We start from the raw sequence: 18,134 nt of genomic DNA, 5'->3' as shown, positions 1-18,134 counted from the left end.
CGGATTCCGCCCAGGCCGGTGCGTCGCCTGCTCTCCCCAGTAGTGATCGCAATCGAGCTGGCGCTGCTGGTCGTGTTCGCGGCGGGCGCCGTAGTCGGCCTGCTCCTCGCCCCCTTCGGCCGGCGCCGACGGCCGCTGCGCGTCTGCGCGTTCGGCGCCGGCTACCTGTGCGTGGATCTGGCCGCTGTGATGGCCGCGTTCGGCTTGTGGATGCGCCACCCCGGCGCCGCCCGGCGGCGGCCCCCGCCGGAGGCGTGGATCCTCGCCCACCAGCGGCTGCTCGGATGGGCGCTCGGGTCGATCCTGGCGTGGGCCCGGCGCTGCGCCGGCTTCCGGGTGGAGATCGAGGTTTCCGCCGCCTTCGCCGGCGCCGACCACGCGCCGGGCGCGGCCGACACCGGCGCCTTGGACACCGACAAGCCGGTGCTGGTCCTGGCCCGCCACGGGGGGCCCGGTGACTCGTTCGCGCTGGTGCACATGCTCCTCGAGCGCTACCGGCGGGGTGTGCGCATCGTGTTGAAGGACGTGCTGCAGGCCGACCCGGCCCTGGACATCGTCCTCAACCGGCTCGGGTGCTGCTTTCTCCCCTCGAGCCGCGACGCCAACGACGACCTGGCCGGGCGCCTGGCCGGACTGGCCGGGGAGCTGCACGGCCGAGACACGCTCCTGGTGTTCCCCGAGGGCGGCAACTGGACGCCACGGCGCCGGCGCCGCGCGATCCGCCGGCTTCGCAGCGACGGGAAGGCCGACGCCGCGAACGCCGCGGCCCTCATGCCTCACGTCCTGCCGCCTCGCCCCGCCGGTGTGCTCGCGGTGATGGAGGCTCAACCGGGGCTGTCGGTGGTTCTCGTCGCGCACAGCGGGCTGGACACCATCGTCACCGCCGGTGAGGCGTGGCGGGCGCTGCCCCTGAACGCCGCCATGACCGTGAGGGCGTGGCCGGCGGCACCCTTCCCGCTCGACGACGAGGCCGCGCAGCTGGCCTGGTTGACCACCGAGTGGGCGGTGATCGACCAGTGGGTAGACCGGCACAAGACCCGCCCCGCTTGAGTAGCCGCCGGGCGGCCTGACTGGCCTGACTGGCCTGAGCGGCCTGAGCGGCCTGAGCGGCCTGACCAGGTGGCGCTGGCGTGTTCGGCTCGGACCCTGGCGGAGCGGGCGTCACGCTCGCCTGCGAGACTCGTCCGGTGACCGACTCCTTCCTGCCCCCCGATCCGGCTCTCCCGCCGCTCCCGGGCGCCGCAGGGTCGCCCGGTGGATCCCCGATCCGGGGCCGGCTCTTCGGGCGCAACGTGCTCGAAGCGGTCTTCCGGGCTGCGCCTGACGAGGACCTGTTCCTCGGGGAGTTGCTGGTCGGGGTGGACTCCGTCGCCGACCGCCGCTACCTGTTCCGCGTCGTCGACGTCACCTACGGCACGGAGCACCGCGAACCCGGATGGGCGGAGCGGGTAGCGGGCACGCTGCTGGCCGACGACGAGCGCGGGGAGCCCGGGGCTCACCCCCTTCACGAGCAGGATCGACGCACCTACCGCGTGGCATCCTGCCGGTGCCTCGGGTACCTGGCTCCCCCCGACGTGCCCGGCGGGACGAGGACCGAGTTTCGCAAGCCCAAGAGCCTCCCGACGCAGTTCTCGCGGGTCGTGGCCCCCGAGGCGGAGGACTTCGCGTTCCTAGCCGAGAGGATGGGCGACTTGCCCCTCGGCCGGCTGCGCTCCGGCGAGACGGTGGTCGACTTCACCGTCGGCATTCCCGGCGCGTCACTGGCCAGCCACGTGGGGGTCTTCGCTACCACCGGCATGGGCAAGTCCAACCTGATGCAGGTGCTGGCCGCGGGCGCCATGCGAGCCAACGGCCGCTACGGGCTGCTGATCATCGATCCCCACGGCGAGTACCGCACCGCGCTCGGTCGCCACCCCTGGGCCTCCAGCGCGCTACGGGTGTACGCCAACCGGGCCCTGCCCTCCACCACGTCGCTGCGCATCAGCCTGGCCGAGCTCACCGTCGACGACCTGCGCACCGCCTACGACTGGAGCCGGCCGCAGGAGGAGGCGCTCTACGAGCTGGAACGTCACTACTCGACGGGATCGAGCGATGAAGGGCTGGCGTGGCTGGCCGAGTTCGCCCGGGTCGACGACCTCCCCGGGTTTCGCGACGTGGAGCTGTCGTCGCGCGTCGCGCTGAGCACCCTGCAGGTCGTCCACCGGCGGGCCCGGCGCATCATCGACCTGCGATGCGTCGCCACCGACCCGTCGGTGTCCGCCGGCGGCCGGATCATCTCCGACCTCCTGGCCGGGCAGGTCGTGCTGGTCGACGTCAGCGGCCTGGGCAGCACCGAGGAGGTGCTGGTCGCGTCGTTCCTGGCCCGCAGGGTGCTCGAGGAGTGGCAAGGGGCCTACCTCGACGACCCGGACCGTCACGAGCGGATGCCGGTCGTGGCCATCGCCCTCGAGGAGGCACAGCGGGTGCTGTCTGGCAACAAGGACAAGGAGTCCAACGTCTTCCCCCGGGTGGCACGCGAAGGCCGCAAGTTCAACGTCGGCCTGTGCGCCATCACCCAGCAACCCAAGCTGCTGGACGGGGAGCTGCTCAGCCAGTTCAACACCTTCTTCGTGCTCGGGCTGGCCGACGAGCGGGACCGCAACATCCTGCGGTCGGCGGCCAAGCAGGACATCAGCGCGCAGAGCGCGGAGATCCAGACACTCATGCCCGGCGAGTGCCTCATCGTCAACCTGGTGGCGCCCTTCGCCGTCCCCGCCAAGGTCGACCTCTACCGGGACGTGGTGCGCGCCACGCCGCCGCCTCCCGCGCCCCGCCCCGCCGCCCGGCCCAACGTGGCTGCGCTGGTCGAATGAGACGGCTCCGACACGAACGCCGGCGCGGACCGGCCGCCGGGCGGCAGCTGCGGGGGACGCGGTGAGCGCCGGAGCCGGCGACGGGATCCGGCCGATCGAAGAAGGCATCGCCCGCCAGAAGGTGGAGCTGTCCTACGGGGCCTACCTGCACCTCGACGAGGTGCTGGGCGCCCAGCACCCGGTGAGCCGGCCTCCCCACCACGATGAGCTGCTGTTCATCATCCAGCACCAGACCTCGGAACTGTGGCTCAAGCTGGTCCTCCACGAGCTGCGCCACGTGCAGGAGTGCCTGACCCTCGACGACCTCCGTCCAGCCCTCAAGGGCCTGGCCCGGGTCAAGCACATCCAGCGCCAGCTAACCGAGCAGTGGTCGGTGCTGGCGACGCTGACCCCGACCGAGTACAGCGAGTTCCGCCAGTGGCTCGGGACGTCATCGGGGTTCCAGTCGTGGCAGTACCGGGCCGTCGAGTTCGTTCTCGGCAACAAGAACCCGGGGATGCTCGACATGTTCGACCACGACCCGCACGCCCGGTCGCTTCTGCACGAGCTGCTGGAACGGCCCACGGTCTACGACGACTTCCTCCGCTACCTGGCGCGAGCCGGCCACCCCGTGCCTGCCTCCGTCCTAGAGCGCGACGTCACCCAGCCGTGGGTGCTGGTACCCGAGCTGATCCCGGTGTTCACCGAGATCTACCGCGACGCCCACCGCTACTGGGAGGCCTACGAGGCTTGCGAGGAGCTCGTCGACTTGGAGGACAACCTGCAGCTTTGGCGCTACCGGCACCTCCAGACGGTGGCCCGCACCATCGGGACCGCTAAAGGGACGGGCGGGTCGAGCGGCGTGGGGTTCCTCCGTGCCGCGCTGGACCTGACGTTCTTCCCTGAGCTCTACGCGGTGCGCACCGAGATCGCCCGATGAGCCTTCCCGACCCCACGAGATCCCGCGGCCCGGCAGGCACCGCTGACTCCGCCGGCGGTGCCGCTGCCGGCGGTGCCGCTGCCGGCGGTGCCGCTGCCGGCGATGCCGCTGCCGGCGGAGGCACAGACTTCGCTGCTCGGGCCGCGTCGCTCGACGCAATGGATCCGCTCGGTGCCATGCGGGACCGATTCGTTGAACTCGACGACGTCGTCGCTTACCTGGACGGCAACTCCGTCGGGAGGCCGCTGCGCGCCGCGGTCGAGCGGATGGAGCGCTTCTTGCGGGACCAGTGGGCCGGACGGCTGATCCGCGGTTGGACCGACGAGTGGATGCGGTGGCCCGAATCCCTCGGCGACCGCATAGCGGCCGCCGCACTGGGAGCGGCCGCCGGCCAGGTGGTGGTGGCGGACTCGACCAGCGTCCTGCTCTACAAGCTGGCCCGCGCCGCGGTCGACCGCGCAGCGACCGAGGGTGGCCGGCGCAGCATCGTCCTCGACACTGACAACTTCCCCACGGACCGCTACCTGCTGGAGGGCATCGCCGCCGAGCGGGACCTGCGCCTGGTGTGGATCGACACCGACCCGGCGGCGGGCATCACCGTGGACCAGGTGGCGGCAGCGGTGGACGACGACACTGCGCTCGTCGTCCTCAGCCACGTCGCCTACCGCTCGGGATGGCTGGCCGACGCCGCCGCCATCACCGCCTGCGCCCAGGCTGGCGGGGCCATGGTCCTCTGGGACCTGTCCCACTCCGTGGGTTCGGTGCCGGTACACCTCGACTCTTGGGGCGCCGACCTGGCCGTAGGTTGCACCTACAAGTACCTCAACGGAGGTCCGGGCGCACCAGCGTTCGCCTACGTAGCGGCCCGGCACCAGCCACGGCTACGCCAGCCGGTGTGGGGGTGGATGGGCCACGGTGATCCCTTCGAGATGGGCCCCGGCTACCGCCCTGCGACCGGTGTCCGCTCGATGCTGAGCGGTACGCCGCCCATCGTGGCCATGGTGCCGCTCCAAGCCAGCCTGGACCTACTCGAGGAGGTCGGGATCGAAGCGGTGCGCGCCAAGTCCGTCCAGCTGACGACTTTCGCCCTCGAGCTCGCGGACGCCTGGCTCAGCCCGCTCGGCGTGAGCGTCGCGTCCCCTCGGGACCCGGGCCTGCGCGGCGGCCACATCACGCTGCGGCGCACCGACTTCCGGTCGGTTACCGACAGGCTGTGGGCTCGGGGGGTGGTGCCCGACTTCAGGGCGCCGGACGGTATCCGCGTCGGCTTGGCCCCGCTGTCGACCAGTTTCGCCGAGGTCCTCACCGGGCTCGCCGCGCTTCGAGACGAGGCCTCCTCCTAGCCAGTTGTCGGCATAGGGGGTTGCCGGCGCCGGCGGGTGCCGGCGCAGGCGGGTGCCGGCGCAGGCCGGGCCGCCGGCACAGCCGAGTGCCGGCGCAGGGCGGGTGCCGGCGCAGGCGGGTGCCGGTGGGGGCCCCGGGCCGCGACGCCCGAAGCACCACCCCGACCCGATGGAATCCGCGACACACCTCGACGCCAGATGGGGGGTCTGGCTCGGGTTGCTCGGCCTGCAGCAAGGCAAGCCGCGACAGACGTCCCGGTTTGGCGCTGGGTCTGTCGCGGCTTTCATCGCGGACCCCTGTGCCCTGACCCCCGCGCCCTGACCCCCGTGCCCCGACACACGCGCTCGGACCTCCCTGCCCTGAACCCCGCACCCGGCCACCACCCCCGCACCATCCCAGCCGCCACCCCAGCAAGCCGCCAGGCGCGACGGACCGCCCGGCGGCGCACCCGCCGAGCGCTACTGAAAATCCCCGTTGGCCCTGCGGAGACCGGTGAGCAACTCGACTAGCGCATCGGTGCGCTCGGGGTCGAGCAGCGGGTCAGCGAACACGGCCTCATTGACCGCCTCGGTGGCCCGCTTCGCGAGCTCGCGCCCTGAGGGTTGGATCTCGGCCAGTGTGGTGCGCCGGTCTGTCGGATGGGGGCGCCGCTCGATCAGCCCCTCGGCCTCGAGGCGGTCGACGGCGTTGGTGACGCTCGTCGGGTGCACCTGCAGGCGGGCGCCGACTTTGTTGAGCGGCAACGAGCCGGTTCGACTGAACGACAGGAGCATCAGGACCTCGTAGCGGGCGAAGGTCAGCCCGAGGGGTCTGAGCACCCGGTCGATGCGACCTAGATAGATCTGCTGGGCCCGGAACACCGAGGTCACCGCTGCCATGCCCGACGCAGCGTCAGCCCAACCGTGCTCGGCCCAGTGGCGCCGGGCCTCGTCGACAGGGTCGAAGCCGAGGGGCTTGGCGCCGGTCACGGCCTCCGCCCGCTCAGCGTCGCCCCAAGCCGGGCGGAAACGGAGGGACGCCAAGGCGCCGGCGGCGACGCTGGTGGCGCCATGGCGCCCTGAACCGCGGGCGCCTGAGCTTTCACGATCCCTCCGGGACCGGGTCGAGGAGCGCCACCCACGCGCCCCGTCGGACCTCCAGGCGCCGGCGCGGGCCGGGCCGGCCGGGGTCGAGGTCCAAGTCGTCGTAGGCGACGTCGCCCTCCCATACGGTCGACACCAGCTGGCCATCGTCGGAGATGACCGCCCGGGTCAGGAACCGCTCCGGCTCTGATCCAGCAGCCGCGGCGAGGGCGTCATCGATCGTGCGGTAGCCGGCGAGCCAGTGCAACGTCATCCATGTCGGAGGGGCCAGCTGCACCTCACCTGCGGCGTGCGCCGCGAGCATGGCAGCTGGCGGTTCCCACCGGTGATCGCCCACCTCGTCCTGGCTTAGCACGATCGGGTCCTCCCCCAGCACCGGCGCCAGGTAGAACCACGTGGAGAACCTGCGGGCCGCCTCCGGCGGCGGCAGCCAGTACGACAGGGTCACCACCGTTGCCGGGTCGACCACGATGGCGGCCTCCTCGGCCGCCTCCCTCACCGCGGCGTTGCGACCGGCGGCCACCTCGTCGTCGCCGGGACCCCAGTCTTCGGGGTCGACCTTGCCGCCGGGGAACACCCACATGCCACCGAACGCGCCCTTCGAACGCCGACGCAGCAGCAGGACCTCGGGGCCGGCCGGTCCGGGACGCAAGCACACGACGGTCGCCGCCGGCGTCGGCGGGTTGGGGTCCGGCCCTCCGGCGAACTCCGGTGAGGTCACGCCGTCGCACCCCCGGAACCGAGACGGGCGGCGCGAGCACGCCGGCCCGGCGCCCGCGGGCCGTCCCCGGATGGATCGTATGGCAGCCAGGGTCGAGGCTCGCCACGCGGGGGCCGAGCGGAGGCCGAACGGGACCGGACCGAACGGGGCGAAAACGACGCCGCGGGCCGGAACGCCTCCTCGAACGCCTCCCCGAGCGCGTGGATGTCTTGGCGGCGCAGACGGGCCGAGCCCCGGCGACGGCGCAACCGGCGCAACAGTGCCGACGCCGGCAGGATCGGGACCCCTCCTACTCGCCGGCCTCGAGGCGGCAGCCCCACGCCGTGTACGGCCAGCACCGCCCGCACGTCGACTCCGAGACGGTCAGCGACCACGGAGGCCTCCCAAGCGGCCGTGGCGGTGTCGATCCGGTGATCCCCAACGCGCACGGACCGCCATCCTGCTCGCAGCGGCGCCCGGTAGGACTTGGTGTCGATCACCCAGACCCCTGTCGGGCCGATGACGACATGGTCAAGGTTGGCGGCACTCCCCGGCACGGCTCGGTCGTGGAAGACGATCCACCGCCGCCCAGGCAACTCCGCCAGCAGAGCGGCGGTGGCCTCCTCGCCGGCGGCGCCGCGCAGCCACCGCTCCGGATCGCGATCGGGCCGGACCATCCAACTGGCGACCAACGAGGCGCCGAGCGCGGCGCCTCTCCACTCCAGGCCCGGCGCGAACGAGGCGCCCGCGGCACCGCTTGCGAGCGCGACGACCTGCACGAGCCGTCGCCGACGGGCGACCCCACGGGCGGCGGTGAAGCCGTCGGTGGCGGAGCCCCCGGCGCGATCTGCACGGTCAGAACGCACCCTCTGACCCTACCTGCTGCCGCCCCACCGGAGTTACATCGCTGGTATTTGTCACACGCCTCTGGTTTCCTGGGAGGCATGCGGATCGCTGCCATCGGAGACGCCCACCTGGGCCGCAGCTACTACCCGATGACCACCGCCTCCGGCGTCAACCAGCGGGAGGCGGACTTCGAGCGGTCGTTCACCGCCGCCGTCGACCAGGCGCTCATCGAGCGGCCAGGCCTCATCGTCTGGCTCGGAGACATCTTCGACCACCCCCGCCCCACCTACCGATCGTTCCGGGTGGCGCAGGCGGCGCTCACTCGGATCCGGGAGCATGGGATCCCCGCCGTGATCATCACCGGCAATCACGACACACCCCGACTGCCCGGCACCGGGAGCCCCTACTCGGCCCTGGCCGACGCGTTCCCGGAGTTCCACTTCGCCCATCGCCTCAGCTACGAGCGCTTCGACCTGCCCGGGCTGACTGTGCATGCCGTGCCCCAGATGCTCACCGTCGAAGCCGCTCTCGAGGGCCTCGACGAGGCCGCCGCCAACCGGCGCGCCGACACCACCAACCTGCTGCTGACCCACCCCCGCCTCGCGCAGCTCCAACCCCGCCACTCCGACATCAACGAGATCGAGGTCGACGCCGGGCGGCTCAAGTCGGATCTGGTCCTCCTGGGGCACTACCACACCTTCGCTGCCGTCTCGCCCACCATGTGGTACGCCGGCTCGACCGACACGTTCAGCTTCGCCGACGACCCGGACCGGCCCAAGGGCATCGTCGTGCTCGACACCGACACCGGGGAGTGCCGGCACGTGCCCGTCCCGGGTGCCCGCCCCTTGATCACCCTGGAGTCCGTCTACGCCCTCGGCATGTCCCCGGCGGAGCTGTCGGATCGAGTCATGGAGCGGGCGGCGTCGGTCCCGGAGGGGGCGGTCGCCCGCTTGTACCTCGATGGAGTAGACCCGGAGGCCTACAGGCTGCTGGACATGGCCGCGATCCACGATGCCGCCGGCGCTGGCCTGTTGCTCAAGCTGGAGCCCCAGTTCGCCTCCACGACCCTCCTCGCGGAGCTACCGTCGGTGGAGACCCTCGGCGGGCAATGGGATGGCTACCTCGGCGGCCAGGACCTGACCGGTCTGGACAGGGAGCGGCTGAGCCGCCTTGGCCACGAGTACCTGCAGCGAGCCGTCGAGGCGGCCGGCTAAGAGGTGGAGAAAGGAGGACTGTGCTGCTGACCAGGCTGTACCTGAGGAACTTCCGCGTCTACGAGGACGAGCTCGACCTCGCGCTGCCTCCGGGCCTGGTAGGCATCTACGGGCCCAACGGTTCGGGCAAATCGACACTGCTCGAGGCCATCCTCTTCACGCTATGGGGTCGCGCCAGGACAGCCAAGGAGGAGATCCGCTCCGCCGGGGTAGGCGGCGACTGCGTCACCGAGGTCGAGTTCGAGCACGAAGGTCACCTCTACGTCGTGCGGCGCTCGTTGTCGGGCATCAACTCGACGCCCAAGGCGTCGGTCACCTGCGACGGGCTGCAGATGACCGAAGGGGTACGCGACGTCGGCCGGTACGTCCACTCCCTTCTCGGCATGGACGACGCCGCGTTCAGGGCGTCGGTGTTCGCTGAGCAAAAGCAGCTGGCGGCTTTCTCGGGCCAGACGCCTGCGGAGCGGCGCAAGCTGGTCCTGCAGCTGCTCGGCATCACCCCCCTCGACACCGCGCGCGACGAGGCCCGCCGAGACGCGCGGGTCACGAGAGAGCGCCACGACCACTTGCGGTCGGTCCTCCCCGACGTGGCGGCGTTGAGGGTCGCCGCCGACGACGCCGACGCCGCGGCCGGCGCCGCCGAGGCCATCGCCGGAGAAGCGGCCGAGGAGGAGCGAACCGCATCGACAAGGGCCAGCGAGGCGCAGGAGCGGCTGGGCCGCCTCGACCTCCTGCGGCAGGCCTACGACGGGCTTGTTATCGAAGGCAGGGCCGCCCGAGCCGAGCTCGACCGAGCCCAAGAGGCAGTAGCCGCCCGCGAGCGCGAGCTCGACGAGCTCGACCGCGCCGCCGCGGGCCTGGCCGCCGCCGAGCGGGACGCGCACGGGCTGGCCGGCGACGAGGCGGCCCTCGGACCGCTGCGGGCGCTGGCCGAGGCCGCGGCCGCGGCCGCCGACCTGACCGTGCCTGACCCACCGCCCGAACCCGACCCGACCGAGCGGGACCGGGGGGCGGCCGCGGCCGAGACCGCCAGGGCGCGCCTGGCTGAGGTCGACGGCGCCCACCGCGCAGTCACGGCCGAGCTGGAGCGAGCCCGCCAAGCAGCCAGCCGATCCTCCGAGCTGTCCGGCGAGGCCGACTGCCCGCTTTGCGGACAGGCCCTCGGGGAGGCTTGGGAGCAAGTACGCGATCACCGGGCGGCCGAGGTCGCCGAAGCGGCGGCCCGACTGGAAGCGCTAAGCGCGCAGCGCACCCAGGCCGCGGCCGCCGCGGCGGCTGCGGTAGCCGCTCTCAACGCCGCCCTCGACGCATACCGGGCGGCCGAGGCCGCCAGGGCCGCGTGGGACCAGGCAAGGCTTCGCCACGATGACGCCGTAGCCGCGGAGGGCCGGGCCCGTAGTGCGCTGGCCGCGGTGGATCCCGCGTTGGTCGGCCCGGGCGGCCCCGCCGCTCCCGGCACCCCTCCTGACGCCCTGCGCGCTGCGGTCGCGGCGGTGGAGGCTCGCGCCGCGAGCAAACGGCGCGCCGCCGTCACCGCGGAGCGACTGCGGGGCCGGCTCGAAGGCCGCCCCGCACTGGAGGCCGCGCTCGCTCGTGAGCGAGACGCCGCGGCCGGCGCCGAGGGTGAGGTCACCGCGCTGCGGGACAAGGTCAAGACGCTGGGCTTCGACCCCAAGGAACTCCAGGAGGCCCGCCAGCTGGCCGCCGACGCGACCGGCGCGGCCCAGGCGCACGGCCGCCAGGCGGAAGAGGCGCGCTTGCGGGCCGCCACAGCCAGAGCGGCCGCCGACGGCGCCCAGACCAGAGTGAACGACGCCGTCGCCCAGCACGCCACGCTCCAGGAGCTGGCCACCGACAGCCAGCACCTGTCGCGCCTGGCCGATCTGCTCTCGGAGTTCCGCAACACAGTTGTGGCATCGGTCGGTCCCCGGCTGGCGCTGCAAGCCGCGGAGCTGTTCGCAGAGTTGACAGACCATGAGTACGACGAGCTGCAGGTCGATCCCGACACGTACGGGCTACAGATCTCCGACGGCGGGCGGGTCTACGGGCTCGACCGCTTCTCCGGGTCGGAGATCGACCTGGCCAACCTGGCCCTGCGGGTCGCCATCAGCGAGCACATCCGCTTTCAGTCGGGTGGCTCCGTGGGCCTTCTAGTCCTCGACGAGGTGTTCGGCCCCCTCGACGAGGAACGCAAGGAGCGGATGCTGGGCGCGCTCGAACGGTTGCGGGGCCGGTTCCGGCAGGTGCTGGTCGTCACCCACGACGGCTCCATTAAAGAGCAGCTTCCCAACGCCATCGAGGTGGTCAAGCTCCCCGGCCGCCGGGCGACCGCCCGGGTGCTGGCGGCCTGAAGCGTCGGTTCACCCTGGCTCGGCCCTTACGTCGGCTCGTGTCATCAAGCCGCCCGGTCCGACCCGTCCGGTGTCAGGCGGCAGGTCGCCGACTTGCGCCGGACCCCTCGCACGCCCGGTGCCGGCGGCGGCTCCGGTGCCAGTGGTTCCGGACGGAGACGGCCACCACAGTCCGGGCACCACCGCCAGATATCCGCCACTTGCGCACCACACCCGACGCACTCCACCGTGCCGGTCCTCCGTCCCTATCTTCACCTTCGGTCCGCTGTCATTACCCCGCCCGACGAGAGCCGCAAACCGCCCGTTCCCTACTTTCCCGGCTTCACCGGCCGACCCGCTAGCGTGGATGATGACGGTGAGTCGGTTGGGTGGTCGCGGCCGGACGTTGATCCGGTCGAGGAAGGTCGGGACTCCGCAGGGCAGGGTGCTGGCTAACGGCCAGTCGAGGTGACTCGCAGGAAAGTGCCACAGAGAACAGACCGCCGATGGATAACCGCTCCTCTGGAACGGGGATCACAGGTAAGGGTGCAACGGTGCGGTAAGAGCGCACCAGCGCCCGGGGCGACCCGGGCGGCTCGGTAAACCCCACCCGGAGCAAGGTCAAACGTGGGACGGTCGGCCCGGCCGGTGTCCCCAGGTAGACCGCACAGATGGATGGCCACCCATCCGGATCCCGGCAACGGGCCGGTGGACAGAATCCCGCCTACAGACCGACTCACCGTCGCTAACCGCCCCCAGAAGCCCGAACTTATCCTCTGACCAGCATGCTTGCCCCTGACCGCTGGTGCCACCCGGTACCCGAAATGCCCGTTGCAGTCCTCGACACCGCCGTGATCGAGCGTGCGCATGTTCTGGCCGCGCGACGCCGCGCACCTCGCGGACCTGCTCTTGGGTCACGTTGCTGAGAGACCCAGACGCCGCACCAGCCCGTCGTGCTGCAACTCAGCCAAGCCGGCGATGTGCTCGGCCAGCGAGTCTCCCCGCCCCCCTTTGCAGTCCCCGGTGCACAAGCCAACCAGGCTCCCAGATGGTCCCCGCCGAGCCGCTCAAGGTTTTGGTGTACTTGACGCCGCAAGTCCTCCGGGCGCCGCGCCACAGGAGTTCCGGCCTCAGGGCCAGGACCGGCTGCTGCCACCCGGCCGAGCGGTGCCGGCGTCGCCGGCCAGCTTCGCGGCTGTCTGGCAAGCATCCTGCGGGACAAGGCCGATCGACCCGTCGAGGCAACCCAGCTTGCCAGGCAGCCCCCCGGGCGCCGGGCGAAGGCTTTGACAGGAGAGAGCAAGCCATCGCCCGGCGGAGGTGACGACGAGCGCTATGAGCGGGAGAGGAAGACCTTCAAGGCCCCGGTCTCTGCCGCGTTAGCGAACACGTCGTAGGCCTGTTCGAACTGGTCGAGAGTGAAGTGGTGGGTGACGAAACGGTCAGCGTCGAGTTGATGCCCCTGCAGCAGGCGCAGGAACGTCCCTGACGAAAACGCATCCACCAAGCCCGTTGTGATCGTCACGTCCTTGGTCCACAGCTCCTCGAGGTGGAGCGTCGCGGGCTGGCCGTGGACGCCGATGTTGGCCACGTGCCCGCCCGGACGGACCAGCGACGCCGCTAGCTCGAAGGTGGCGGGAACGCCGACGGCTTCGATGGTCACGTCGGCGCCGAGGCCGCCGGTCAACCCGGCCAGGACCGCGGCGGGGTCCTCCCGGCTGTTGTTGACCGTGACGTCCGCCCCAAACTGCTTGGCGGCCTCGAGGCGGCTGTCCGCCAGGTCGATGGCAACGACGTGAGACGGGCTGTAGAGCCGGCTCCCCATGATCGCGGACAAGCCGATCGGCCCGGCGCCGACCACCGCTACCACGTCACCCGGCTGCACCTTCCCGTTGAGCACGCCCACCTCGTAACCCGTGGGCAGGATGTCCGCGACCATGAGGAGCGCCTCGTCGCTGACCCCAGCGGGAGCGGGGTAGGTAGAGGTGTCCGCGAACGGCACCCGGACGTACTCGGCTTGGGTGCCGTCGATCAGATTGCCGAGGATCCAGCCTCCACCGCCGAGGCACTGCCCGTATCGGGCTTCGCGGCAATACCGGCAGGTGCCGCACGAGGTGATGCACGACACCAGGACCTTGTCGCCCACCTTGACGTTCTTGACTCCGGTGCCGACAGACTCGACGGTGCCCACCGCCTCATGGCCGAGTATCCGGCCATCGGTTACCGCCGGGACATCGCCTTTCAGGATATGGAGGTCGGTACCGCAGATCGTGACCGCGTCGACCCTGACGATGGCGTCGGTGTCGTCTTTCAGCAGCGGCTTGGGCACCTCTTCCCACGCCTTGATCCCCGGACCGTGGTATACGAGTGCCTTCATGGTCGACTCCCTCGCTGCTATTTGGGTGTGAACGAGGCCTGGAAGCGCCTGTCCTTCGAAGGTACGACGATGGCCCCTTGGGCGTCAGGGTCCAATGACCCCAAAACCCGGGGAGTTCGGTTCCTCCTGATCGAACGGGACCGCTACTCGGCGGTCGGACCCTCGAACACCGGCGCCCGCTTGTCGGTGTGGGACGCCAGACCCTCCCTGGCGTCTGGGCCCCCGAAGCCATAGAACTCGTAGGCCAAGCTGGCATCGAGGATCGCGGACTGGGCGCGGTACCAGTTGTTGAGCGCCTGCTTGGTCCAGCGGATCGCCGACTGGGCGCCGCCGGCCAGTTGCTCCGCGACCGTCATCGCCCGCGCCTGCACGGCGTCATCGTCGACGCAGATTGACACCAGGCCGATCCGCTCCGCCTCCTCCCCCCGCAGCTCGTCACAGGTGAGCAGGTAGTACTTCGCCTTCGCCATGCCGCAGAGGAGCGGCCAGCAGATCGCCGCGTGGTCCCCGGCCACGACGCCGAGGCGGGTGTGGCCGTCGATGATCCGGGCCGACCGGGCCACCACCGATACGTCCGCCAGTATCCCCGCCACCAGGCCGGCGCCCACGGCAGGGCCGTGGATCGCAGAGACGATGGGCTTGGAGCAGTTGATAACGTTGAAGACTAGGTCCCTGGCCTCCCGCATCACCCGGGTCCGCGTGGCGTAGTCCGCCATCATGGTGTCGAGCAGTTCGAAGCTGCCGCCAGCGGAGAAAGCCTTGCCGGCCCCCCGCAGGAGGGCAACACGGGTATCGGGGTCGCGGTCGACGGTCATCCAGATGTCCGCCAGCTCCCGGTGAACTGCGGGCGTCACAGCGTTGAGGCCGGGGGCGTCCATCGTGATCCGCAGCACACCCTCCGAGGGTCGATCGACGCTCAGGCCCGGGTACCGGTCGTAAATGTCTGTCATGGCAGACCTTTGTACTTGGTGCCTGCCCCTCACCGCCCCAGACTGCCCACGTCACCTACTCCCAGCGGAAGTCCGGGGCCCGGTGCGCCGCAAAAGCGGCGCCGGCCTCCGTGGAATCCGCATAGCGCTTGACACGCGTCGTGTAGTCCTGCTCCGTGCGGTAGCCCTCCTTGAGGTCCATGTACTCGACTCGGTTGGCCGATTCCTTCGCCAATCGGACGGCGATAGGGCTCTTACCCGCGATCTTGGCCGCCAAGCCGCGGGCCGCGCCAAGGAGCTCCTCGGAGCTGACCACGGCCTCGATCGCCCCCCTGCGGTATAGCTCCTCAGCGCCGATGAATTCGCCGGTGAGGAACAACCGCTTGGCCAGGTAGGGCCCGACCATCCGCTGTGTTGCCTTGACGCCCCCGAGGACGCCGACGTTGACCTCCGTCAGGGCCAGCTCGAACCTTGGAGTCGCGACGACCATGTCGCAGAGCGAGACCAGCACCGCCCCGGCACCGACGGCTTTGCCGTCGATGGCCCCGATGACCGGTACCGCGCAGTCGTATAGGGCCCAGAACGCCTGACGGGGAAGGAGGCCCGGATCGACCTGTTGGCGCGGATCGCCTTGAGGGCCTCCGTCCTCGCTCCGCCCGTCCGGCCGATAGCGCCTGGGCGAGTCGGCTAGGTCAGCCCCTGCCGAGAAGACCCGACCGGCGCCTTGAAAGATGGCCACTCGGACATCGCGCCGAGCGCCTAGCGAGTCGAACGCAGCGGTGAGCTCGCACCATGTCCGGCTGTCCAATGCGTTGACTGGCGGTCGGTCCAGTGTCACCAGGGCGATACCGTCGGCCACCTCGACGCGCACATTCACCAGGTCGTGCTCCAACGCAGCTCCTCCTCCGGGTCTGGAGCTACTCTTTCCCTTCGGAGGCGACTTGGCAAGTTAGTCAAGTCGGCCGGCCGACGCGACGCCTGAGACTGGACGTGCCGTGGATCCTCTACAAACGGAAGGATGCGGGCCACTGCGCTTCGACGGCCGGGTTGCCCTCGTCACCGGAGCGGCCAACGGGCTGGGACGGGCTCATGCCGAGTTGCTGGCGGAGCGGGGAGCCTCCGTCGTCGTCAACGACATCGCCGACCCAGGGCCCGCTGTCGCAGGCATCGCGGCGCGCGGCGGGACCGCTCTCGGCGTGGGGGCCGACTGCGCTACGAGCAGAGGCGCAGCACAGGCGGTACAGGCGGCGGTCGACACGTACGGCCGGCTCGACATCGTGATCAACAACGCCGGCATCCTGCGTGCCGCGCCCATCGCCGCCACCGACGACAACCTGTGGGACATGGTTCTGGCCGCCAACCTGCGCAGTGCCTTCGCCGTCACCCGGGCGGCATGGCCGATAATGGAATCGTCGGGCTATGGGCGTGTCATCATGACCGTTTCCAACTCGGGGATGCTCGGGCAGCGGGGATCAGCGGCGTACGCGGCCTCGAAGGCCGGGCTGGTGGGACTGGTTCGGGTCCTCGCCCTCGAGGGCGAAGATGCTGGCATCCGAACCAATGCCGTCGCTCCCATCGCCTACACGTCGATGTCCCGCCAATCGAAGGCTGCCCCGGCGCGATGGCGTAGCGGAGAGGGAGATCGGTGGGCTGACGCGCTCAGGCCCGATCTCGTCTCCCCCGTCGTGGCCTGGCTGTGCCACGAGCACTGCGCGCTGAACGGCGAGATCATCAGCGCCGCAGGCGGACGCGTCGCTCGATTCTTCCTCGGAGTGACCGAAGGCGTCGTCGATCGGGACCTCACAGTGGAGGCTGTTGCGGGCAGCGAGAGCGCGATGCTGGGAACGGACCGTTACCAGATCTTCAGCTCCGGCGCCGAGGAAGCCCGCAGCGTCCACGACCTCATCTTCCCGGAACGCGGCAACGACCGCGGCGGAGTCACCGGACTGATCTGACCGGTGCCCGGCCAGCCCTGCTCGACGAGGGACCGCGTCAGGGGGCGGCCCTCAGGCACCTCGCAGAACTGCTCGCTCCACTTCCGAAGGGCGCTGTAGCCGGCGACGTCCTCGCGGGCGGAGACCGGCTTTTGGACGAACACCTGCCGGCATCAGCTCCTGGCGTCCTGTTCGAACAACTCGACAGCGTGCCCGGGGATGGCCTTCTGGGCGTCGGGCGGGTTCGTGGCTGGCGCGGCACGCCGCCGGGGCGCACCGGCGGCTAACGCCAATCGTCGGTCACCCGGCCGCAATGGGACCTTCAGATCCGTTCGATAATAGTGCCGGTGCCCAGACCTCCACCGCAGCACATGGAGATGAGGGCATAGCGACCCCCGCTGCGCTCCAACTCGTTGAGGGCCCGGGTCAGCAGAATGACACCGGAACCACCGAGGGGATGGCCGACCGCGATGGCCCCGCCGTTGGGGTTGACCTTGGTCATGTCGGCACCGGTCTCCTGTTGCCAGGCCAGCACGACGGAGGCGAAGGCCTCATTGATCTCGAACACGTCGATGTCGTCCATCGACAGTCCGGTGCGTGCCAGCAGCTTGTCGGTGGCGGGGATCGGGCCCTCGAGCATTAGCTCGGGGTCGCATCCGACCAGCACCGAGTCCACGATGCGGCCTCGGGCCTTCAACCCCAGAGCAGCAGCCCGCTCGGGCGTGGCCAGGAGCAGAGCCCCGGCGCCATCGCAGATCTGCGATGAGGTACCGGCGGTGTGAATGCCGTCGGGGGCATTGGTCTTCAGCTTGGCGAGGCCCTCCATCGTCGTGGGCCGGAGGCACTCGTCGCGCTCGAAGGTCACCGTGCCGGTGGGCTTGCCATCCTCGCCGTAGGAGGTGACCTCAAGAGGGGCGATCTGGCCGGCGAAGCGGTCCTCGGCCCAGGCCTGAGCCGCCCGCCGCTGCGACTCGCAGCCGAGCGCATCGGCCTGCTCCCGGGTGATGGCCCACTTGGACGCGATGCGCTCGGCGCCTTCGAACTGGGTGGTCGGCTCGTAGACCTCCGCATAGGTTCCCTCCCGAGGCATGCCGTACTTGCCCTCGACGGCCATGGCACCGAAGGGCACCGACGACATCATCTCCACACCGCAGGAAATGGCGACCCCGGCCAGTCCGCTGCCCACCAGGGCATGGGCGACCATGTTGGCCTCCTGGGAGGACCCGCACTGGGAGTTGACCGTGGCTGCCGGGACCTCCTGGGGTAGGCGCATGGCCAGCCAGGCGTTACGAGCGACATTGGCGCTCTGGGCGCCGACCTGCTGCACGCACCCTCCGACGACCTGGTCCACGACCAGTGGGTCGATTCCCGTCCGGTCCACGATGGCCTTCTGGACCGCGCCGAGCACGTCGTTGGCGTGGGACCGGGCGAGGGTGCCGTTGCGCTTTCCGATCGCCGTGCGCACCGCATCGAGAATCAGGACCTCGGGCAAAACCCCTCCAGAGCTAGGTGAACAGACGCCGATGCGCCCTGCTGACAATACCGTCAAGTCTAGCGAGCTGATCGCCTCGGAGGCTAGGGCTACTTGACTACCTGGTCGAGTACGG

14 protein-coding genes and 1 other RNA gene are annotated in these 18,134 nt (G+C 70.7%); 8 read left to right on the top strand and 7 right to left on the bottom strand.

Annotated features, from left to right (window positions below; translation table 11 throughout):
* The first annotated feature begins 42 nt into the window (after positions 1-42).
* The 4 genes from K6U06_RS06805 (at position 43) to K6U06_RS06790 (ending at position 5,114) form a co-directional block, all read left to right on the top strand.
* Entirely contained in the window at positions 43-1,050 is a 1,008-nt protein-coding gene (locus tag K6U06_RS06805; protein WP_262321155.1) for a 1-acyl-sn-glycerol-3-phosphate acyltransferase, read from the top strand.
* 137 nt (positions 1,051-1,187) lie between these two features.
* Positions 1,188-2,852, top strand: coding sequence for an ATP-binding protein (locus K6U06_RS06800; RefSeq protein WP_262321154.1), 1,665 nt, complete (start codon positions 1,188-1,190; stop codon positions 2,850-2,852).
* A 61-nt stretch (positions 2,853-2,913) separates the two neighbouring features.
* The gene (locus K6U06_RS06795) at positions 2,914-3,771 is read left to right on the top strand and encodes a tryptophan 2,3-dioxygenase (protein ID WP_262321153.1); all 858 of its coding nucleotides are present in this window, start codon (positions 2,914-2,916) and stop codon (positions 3,769-3,771) included.
* A gap of 158 nt (positions 3,772-3,929) precedes the next feature.
* A complete protein-coding gene (locus K6U06_RS06790) occupies positions 3,930-5,114 on the top strand; it encodes a kynureninase (RefSeq protein WP_410051003.1) in 1,185 nt (394 codons plus the stop codon).
* A 459-nt stretch (positions 5,115-5,573) separates the two neighbouring features.
* Here the strand turns inward: K6U06_RS06790 and K6U06_RS06785 are convergent, their stop codons facing one another.
* From K6U06_RS06785 to K6U06_RS06775, 3 genes are all read right to left on the bottom strand, one after another.
* Complete coding sequence (locus tag K6U06_RS06785; protein ID WP_262321151.1) at positions 5,574-6,083, bottom strand: MarR family winged helix-turn-helix transcriptional regulator; 510 nt, start codon at positions 6,081-6,083, stop codon at positions 5,574-5,576.
* Between the two features lie 112 nt (positions 6,084-6,195).
* On the bottom strand, positions 6,196-6,918 hold the full coding sequence (locus K6U06_RS06780) for an NUDIX domain-containing protein (RefSeq protein WP_262321150.1): 723 nt from the start codon (positions 6,916-6,918) through the stop codon (positions 6,196-6,198).
* Positions 6,915-7,763, bottom strand: a complete 849-nt coding sequence (locus K6U06_RS06775) for a nuclease-related domain-containing protein (protein ID WP_262321149.1) — start codon at positions 7,761-7,763, stop codon at positions 6,915-6,917. Before K6U06_RS06775 ends, K6U06_RS06780 begins: the two co-directional genes overlap by 4 nt.
* 78 nt (positions 7,764-7,841) lie before the next feature.
* Here K6U06_RS06775 and K6U06_RS06770 point away from each other — a divergent pair, with 78 nt between their 5' ends.
* The 3 genes from K6U06_RS06770 (at position 7,842) to rnpB (ending at position 12,030) form a co-directional block, all read left to right on the top strand.
* Positions 7,842-8,957, top strand: a complete 1,116-nt coding sequence (locus tag K6U06_RS06770; protein ID WP_262321148.1) for an exonuclease SbcCD subunit D — start codon at positions 7,842-7,844, stop codon at positions 8,955-8,957.
* Positions 8,958-8,977: 20 nt separating this feature from the next.
* Entirely contained in the window at positions 8,978-11,308 is a 2,331-nt protein-coding gene (locus K6U06_RS06765) for an SMC family ATPase (protein ID WP_262321147.1), read from the top strand.
* A gap of 356 nt (positions 11,309-11,664) precedes the next feature.
* Positions 11,665-12,030: RNase P RNA component class A (rnpB, locus tag K6U06_RS06760), an RNA gene on the top strand.
* A 590-nt stretch (positions 12,031-12,620) separates the two neighbouring features.
* Here the strand turns inward: rnpB and K6U06_RS06755 are convergent.
* From K6U06_RS06755 to K6U06_RS06745, 3 genes are all read right to left on the bottom strand, one after another.
* Positions 12,621-13,664, bottom strand: a complete 1,044-nt coding sequence (locus K6U06_RS06755; protein ID WP_262321146.1) for a zinc-dependent alcohol dehydrogenase family protein — start codon at positions 13,662-13,664, stop codon at positions 12,621-12,623.
* A 143-nt stretch (positions 13,665-13,807) separates the two neighbouring features.
* A complete protein-coding gene (locus K6U06_RS06750) occupies positions 13,808-14,614 on the bottom strand; it encodes an enoyl-CoA hydratase/isomerase family protein (protein WP_262321145.1) in 807 nt (268 codons plus the stop codon).
* Positions 14,615-14,669: 55 nt separating this feature from the next.
* Positions 14,670-15,485 carry an enoyl-CoA hydratase-related protein gene (locus tag K6U06_RS06745; protein WP_262321144.1) on the bottom strand — a complete coding sequence of 272 codons (816 nt, stop codon included), beginning with the start codon at positions 15,483-15,485 and terminating at the stop codon, positions 14,670-14,672.
* Between the two features lie 103 nt (positions 15,486-15,588).
* Between K6U06_RS06745 and K6U06_RS06740 the strand changes: the two genes are divergently transcribed.
* The gene (locus K6U06_RS06740) at positions 15,589-16,548 is read left to right on the top strand and encodes an SDR family NAD(P)-dependent oxidoreductase (protein ID WP_262321143.1); all 960 of its coding nucleotides are present in this window, start codon (positions 15,589-15,591) and stop codon (positions 16,546-16,548) included.
* Between the two features lie 301 nt (positions 16,549-16,849).
* On the opposite strand, the gene K6U06_RS06735 is transcribed toward K6U06_RS06740, so the two are convergent.
* Positions 16,850-18,019, bottom strand: a complete 1,170-nt coding sequence (locus K6U06_RS06735) for an acetyl-CoA C-acyltransferase (RefSeq protein WP_262321142.1) — start codon at positions 18,017-18,019, stop codon at positions 16,850-16,852.
* Positions 18,020-18,134: the final 115 nt, after the last annotated feature.

Source organism: Acidiferrimicrobium sp. IK (genome assembly GCF_025499425.1).
GTDB lineage: Bacteria > Actinomycetota > Acidimicrobiia > Acidimicrobiales > Palsa-688 > Acidiferrimicrobium.
Note: the sequence above shows the minus strand (reverse complement) of the source record. Positions and strands in the feature narration are given on the sequence as shown.